Source organism: Alcanivorax sp. P2S70 (assembly GCF_000475295.1).
GTDB classification, from domain to species: Bacteria; Pseudomonadota; Gammaproteobacteria; order Pseudomonadales; family Alcanivoracaceae; genus Alcanivorax; species Alcanivorax profundi.
In genome coordinates this window covers 20,843-27,060 of the sequence record NZ_AXBZ01000002.1, presented here as the reverse complement: position 1 = coordinate 27,060, position 6,218 = coordinate 20,843, and the positions used below count along the sequence as shown (strand labels likewise).

Sequence of the window (6,218 nt, the reverse complement as noted above, 5' to 3'; positions counted from 1 at the left end):
AGCTTGCCTGCAAGCGATTTTTCGCACTCAAGCAGGCTCCCGCACATTGCCTTTCCGTAGGCGTCTGCCCGCAGGCGATCTTTTCGTTTGCAGGCAGCCCTCTGCAGCTCTATTTCTGTAGAAATTCCAGCCCCGCCGGTATCACCGCCGGGGTTTTTTTAAAGGAGCAACACCATGGCTCATGCACCACAGATTAAAATCCCCGCTACCTACATGCGTGGCGGCACCAGCAAGGGCGTATTTTTCAGCCTGGAAGACCTGCCCGAAGTGGCTCAGGTACCAGGAGAGGCCCGTGACAAGATCCTGCTGCGCGTCATCGGTAGCCCCGATCCCTATGGTAAGCAAACCGACGGTATGGGCGGCGCCACCTCGAGCACCAGCAAGACCGTGATCCTGGCCAAAAGTGAAAAGGCCGACCACGACGTGGACTACCTGTTCGGTCAGGTCTCCATCGACAAGCCGTTCGTGGACTGGAGCGGAAACTGTGGCAACCTGACTGCGGCTGTGGGTTCCTTTGCCATCAGCAACGGCCTGGTCGCCGCTGACCGCATCCCGGAAAACGGCATTGCCGTGGTTCGTATCTGGCAGGTCAACATCGAAAAAACCATCGTTGCCCATGTGCCCATCACCAATGGCGAGGTCCAGGAAACCGGCGACTTCGAGCTGGACGGCGTGACCTTCCCGGCGGCCGAAGTGCAGGTGGATTTCATGGACCCGGCAGACGGGGAGGGCGCCATGTTCCCCACTGGCAATGTGGTTGATGAGCTGGAAGTCCCCGGCGTCGGCACCTTCCCGGCGACCATGATCAATGCGGGTATTCCCACGGTTTTCGTGAACGCAGAAGATATCGGTTATACCGGTACCGAGCTGCAGGGCGATATCAACGAAAACAAGGACGCCCTGGCCATGTTCGAGACCATTCGAGCCTACGGCGCCAAGCGCATGGGCCTGATCGAGAACATCGAAGAAGCGGAAGCCCGCCAGCACACCCCGAAAGTGGCCTTCGTCTCCAAGCCGAAAGCCTATGCAGCCTCCAGCGGCAAGCAGATCGGGGAAGGGGATATCGACCTGCTGGTGCGCGCCCTGTCCATGGGCAAGCTGCACCACGCCATGATGGGCACCGCCGCCGTGGCCATCGCCAGCGCCTCAGCCGTCCCGGGCACCCTGGTGAACCTGGCAGCCGGCGGCGGCGAGCGTGACAGCGTCACCTTCGGCCATCCTTCGGGCACCCTGCGCGTTGGCGCTGGCGCCAAGCTAGAAGATGGCCAGTGGACCGCCACCAAAGCCAGCATGAGCCGTAGTGCTCGTGTGCTGATGGAGGGCAACGTCCGTATCCCGGGGGATTGCTTCTAGATCTGCGATGTTGCTAGCGGGAAGCTCGGTGGCGCCAGCCGCCGCACTTCCCGTTGCCCTCTGTCTGTGTCACTCCCTTTCTAACGCCTTGCACAAACCAGAAAGGCGCTTTCCTGTCCGTGTATTCCCTCCTGTGAATCCCTCTACGGCCGCAACAATTAATCCAGTGTGACTTCTGGAATCGATGGCGCACAAGGTGACCGGCCGGTCATAAACATTTTTCCCTCCCGTGTGCACAAACGTAACAAACCATTCATCAGCAATTAGAGTACGAGTGTCCACAAATTAGTATATGCTCTGTTTAATTGCGCTAAGTTACTGAATATAAAGGATAAAAAAACAAAGCATTCTGTAGTGTTTATGTTAACAACTGTTGCGACAACGTGTTTTGCTGTGTAATCATGTGGCAAAAGATAACCAGAACTGACCTAAACGATCAGTCGTGGGTTAGTCCAAATAACAAGAAACGAGGTCACAGTGCGTCGCAAGAGAATCCGTTCCAACCTGGTGTTGGCAGCGAGCCTGGTGCTGGGTGCGCCTCCAACTCTCGCTCTTACCGAGCTGAACGATGCTTCACTCTCTGAGGTTCAGGGGGCTGGTTTTGCGTTTGCACTGGATAACTTCAGCATGCGCTTTGCCCCTGAAAGCTTCATTGAGTTAACCGGCGCTTCCGTAAATGGTGTCGGTTGGCAGCGAGGTGATGCGCGATATTACGGTCTGTCCATGACCAATGGTGTTCAGGAAAGTGGCACTGATTGGTATGCCACACTTAACGGCGTTGGTAGTGGCGCGTGTGGCGGGTCAAGCACATTCGGCAATACCTTTCTCGCTTGTCCGTTAGGTAACGGAAACAGTTCCGGTCTTGGTCAAACAGCTAACCAGTACGGTATCGGCGCCTTTGCTTCTGTTTACGACCCTTACCTTTTACGTGTGTATGAGTACCCAGGCCATGACTATCAGGGGGATTACCTTGATGGTGCAACTCGGCCTACGATTCTGGAACTCATTGGCCCTACACAGACCGAGAACTGGCGTTGGAGCTTCTGGGGTGAGCTGGAGGTGGATCGCATTGCCAATGGCCATGCTCTTGGTGATTGCAACAACAGTGCTGCAGGGTGTAGCGGAGGGGCGGATTTTCTCCAAAGCCAAACTATTATTCACGGCAAACCAACAACCGCAGGACGTAATGGAGAAGAGGTTCGGCCAGCAATTCTTCGTTTGATGCAAACGGCTAATGACGCAGATCCAACCTTGGGCATCACCTACCAAAGTGCGCTTTCAGGAGACTTCCGCTTCTCTGTGCGGCAGAAAGACAGCAATCCCGGAACGTATATCACAGACACACTACACAACGTGCCGGACTTTGATGACAACGAAGGCATGTACTTCAAAAATGTCGATGCTTTCCTCCCACTTGGCACCCTCCATTATCAAGCCATTACGCTCAATGCTGTAAGGGAATCCGGCAAGGCAACCGGTGACTTTGTTATTGAGCTGACGCCAATTCCAGATGTTCCTGAAATCTACAATCACTTCTATTGCGGTGCTATCAGTAACCCCAATGCCAATGGCTGTGATACCAACAATGACGGTGTTCTCGACTCTGTGAATCAGGATACGGTTGGCTATGTGCGTTGGGGGAATTTCGACAATGATGACGTGAACCTTGCCACGCTGCCTGGAGCTACCGCGACTGATAACGGTATCTATTTTGTGAGCCCAAGTGTTACGCCTACAGCGGCTGACGTGACGAATATCGGGATCTCAAGAATCGAGGGCATGCGAATTCATAGTCTTAAAATAACAACACTGGGGGCCAACCCGTGATTGATTCTCTGCGTCCCGCTACATTGCCTTGGCTAACCGAAAAGACGGTTTTAACCATATTCACAGTGATTGTGGCTTGTGTTGCTTCCCCTGCGATTGCGCTTGAAGCGATGAATGATAATGAAATGGGGGATGTCACTGGACAGAAGGGCATCCTTCTGAGTTTGCAGTACTACTACAACAGTAATCCCGATCTGAATGGCGCAGCCAATACTGGCACGGGCGGTTGCAGTACTCCGAATGGTGGCACAAGCCTGGCCGAAACAAATTGCCGTTTTGCTATGCAAATTACCAATCGGGAATCTGAATGGCTTGTGTTCAAAAACGGTTATGCATCCATTGATATTGATCGTATCGCCCTTGACGCTTCTGTCCTTGGTGGGGCAAGAGGGGCGGACGCTGCTTATGCTGGCTGGTTTGACGAATCGAAGTTTCAGGACATAGACGGCTCAACGTGCTTGCTTGAGGGCAGCTGTGACACCGCAACGATCGCCGAGATGGCGGGGTTGCGACTGAGTTACCCGGAAGGTGTGAATGGCGAAAATTTTGGCAATGTGAAGTTCGGGCTTTTCTTCGAAGGTCTGGCCGTTGAGCCTAATGCCGGAGCGCCAGGGGGGATTGGTTGGTCAGGCAATCAGAATGGTTCCTTTATGGGACTCAATATTGCTGACAACAATGGCCAGCAGGCAAATATTGCCTTTGGTGGCGATTTTTACCTCTATGGGTTTTAGTCGTAGCAGGTTGAGGTATCCAGAAATGCATATCGAAATTAAAAAAAGAATAACTGGATCTTTTGTCTCTGCCTCTGCATTGATGATGGCCTGTGGTGTCCAGGCGCTTGAGACTCTATCGGATCAAGAGTTGGGTTCTGTCCGAGGGCAAGATGGTGTCACGATCAGTTTACAAATCGACCCAACAGAGTCGATTACCGCTGAACAAATTCGTTGGGATCTCGATTTAGGGCAGACCGATGGCGGAGGGGCATCACTCGCTAACCAGTTAATCATCGGTGGTAGCTCTTCTGATGCCAGCCAGTTCAGTATCAAGCCAATCGGAATGAATGGCGGAGCCGCAACTGAAGCGTTGAATTTTGCTGTAAAAATTGATGCTGGTACCAATGCTATGAATCGGCCAGGTATTGGTATCGACGCCAGCTGGAACAGAATGCGAGTCCAGATGGATGATCTAACTGTTTCCAATACGGCGCGGTCATTTGGCTCTGTTGTACTGGATAGTGAGGGCCGTTTCGCTATTTCAGGTGATGGTGGCTTGTTTAATCAAGACAATGATCAGGCTAGTTTGCTGCTTAACCTTGGGAATGTAGATGCGAGCGATGCCAACCCCAGCAATTGGACAATCGATAACCCCGGGCAGCTATTTTTTCGTTTGACCGACGGTGGTACCGAGGCAATTCTCCACAACTTCGGTTTTCTTTTTGATATGCAGCAAGGTGTGCTGGGCATTAATGATGAAGGTCTGATCGTTCAGAATACTGGACGTACAAATTTCAATCTAACCTTTGATTTGTATGCAAATGCCACCGGTCAAAATTTCCAGTTTGTACCATTCGCAGGCGCAAGTACCTCTATACCGATGCTGTTATTTGGCTGGCGGGGAGGGATGGAAAACCTCGATTTGCGTCTCAGACCACAAGGGACTTGGCTCGATAGCGGAGTTCATACCCAGGGCCTTACAGCGTCACTCAGCTTCGATCTTGCCAGCGATTTTCAGTTTTTGCTGGGTGAGGCAGGTGACGATCGCTCCTATCTGGAGTTTGCAAACCCTGTGAGTCTGACCGCTTCAGATGGCTCAGCGCTGAATCGAAGCGATGTTGAATTTGGTTACCTGACCCTGGACACCGTGACTGCCGGCCACGATACCGTCCCGAATATTTGCTATGGGGGGGCGAACCCTTATGGCGGTGCGGGAGCATCATGTACGACTTCCACTGGGGGTATCCTTCCTGCCCAGTCCATTGACCTTCCTGCTTCTGATACTGGGCTCGCGCTCGTAGCGAGAGACTGGGGGCTTCATGCCTATGCAAGCAAGGTTCAGTACCGAGATGGTGTTACCTCTGCAAATGATGTCGACGATGGTTGGGCGCTTATCTACACGCTGGGGGATATCAGCAGTAATTGGTACTTGTATCCGCAATCAGGTGGTGGCACGAGCGTTGATACGGACGCGGGCTTCACTATGGACATCGCAACTGCGATACAAACCGTGGGTGGGGCGGATGCTGTAACAGGGCGTCCTCTGCGTTCCCGTTGGGAAAATGGCACTAACCTGATGATTGGGGATACAGATTTTACCTATCCCACCGGGCATCCAGTGGCGAGTTATGCCCAGGGCATGGCAATTGGTTTGATGGGGGCAGATCTCCTGTTTGTCGCGGATGACATGCGCGTGGCTCTGACACAGCTCGAAGGGCTTGGTCTTTCCTCTGATGCCGTACGGCTTCAGCTTCGCGGTCTGTTTGGAGGCGGGGATATCCCCAGGATGAACAGTCCTGTTTATGGAAGCTACATAGATGCGAATCTGGAATTCGACAAATTCCAGTTCAATCTTTTCCCCGCACTGTTTGACGGTTCATACATCAATTTTGGTGGTTTTCTCAGTTTTGCCAATCTCAATAATGGCTTCTCACAGAATTCAGCTGGAGACGCCAATGATGATGGCACCTATATCTCTTTTGCGGAGCCAAATTTTAACAAGTTGGACGTGGACGTGAGGCTAGCAGACATAACGGGTGATATTGCAATCCCGTTGTCTGTTGTTGGTGATGGAGGAAAGATCGATCTCCTTTCCGCTTCTAGTGAAGCGGACGGCAAGCCAAAACTCAGGGTAGAGATGAATATGAATGTTGGGGCTGCAGCCACTAAACCTGGTGGTGGGGCAGGTGACCCGCTGACCATCGGTAGAATCGAGTTTGGCAACAAGGATCTCGGCACAATGGTTATTCCATCAGCCAAAATCTATACATCTTTTACCCTGGAACAGCAGTAACCCTGCAAGGGTGCTGACTTGTTTCAGTGCAG

Annotated in this window: 5 protein-coding genes; all 5 read left to right on the top strand. The window is 52.5% G+C overall.

Annotated features, from left to right (window positions below; genetic code table 11):
* The coding region (locus Q672_RS34305) for a hypothetical protein (RefSeq protein ID WP_235047173.1) at positions 1–197 on the top strand (197 nt) is incomplete at its 5' end.
* Positions 175–1,353, top strand: coding sequence for a 2-methylaconitate cis-trans isomerase PrpF (gene prpF, locus Q672_RS18285; protein WP_022983842.1), 1,179 nt, complete (start codon positions 175–177; stop codon positions 1,351–1,353). The genes Q672_RS34305 and prpF, both read left to right, overlap by 23 nt.
* Positions 1,354–1,830: 477 nt before the next feature.
* Complete coding sequence (locus Q672_RS34085) at positions 1,831–3,180, top strand: hypothetical protein (protein ID WP_147393882.1); 1,350 nt, start codon at positions 1,831–1,833, stop codon at positions 3,178–3,180.
* A complete protein-coding gene (locus Q672_RS18270; RefSeq protein WP_152521806.1) occupies positions 3,177–3,911 on the top strand; it encodes a DUF6160 family protein in 735 nt (244 codons plus the stop codon). The genes Q672_RS34085 and Q672_RS18270 overlap by 4 nt, the downstream gene beginning before the upstream one ends.
* Positions 3,912–3,936: 25 nt before the next feature.
* On the top strand, positions 3,937–6,186 hold the full coding sequence (locus Q672_RS18265; protein WP_052017441.1) for a DUF6160 family protein: 2,250 nt from the start codon (positions 3,937–3,939) through the stop codon (positions 6,184–6,186).
* The last annotated feature ends 32 nt before the right edge of the window (positions 6,187–6,218 follow it).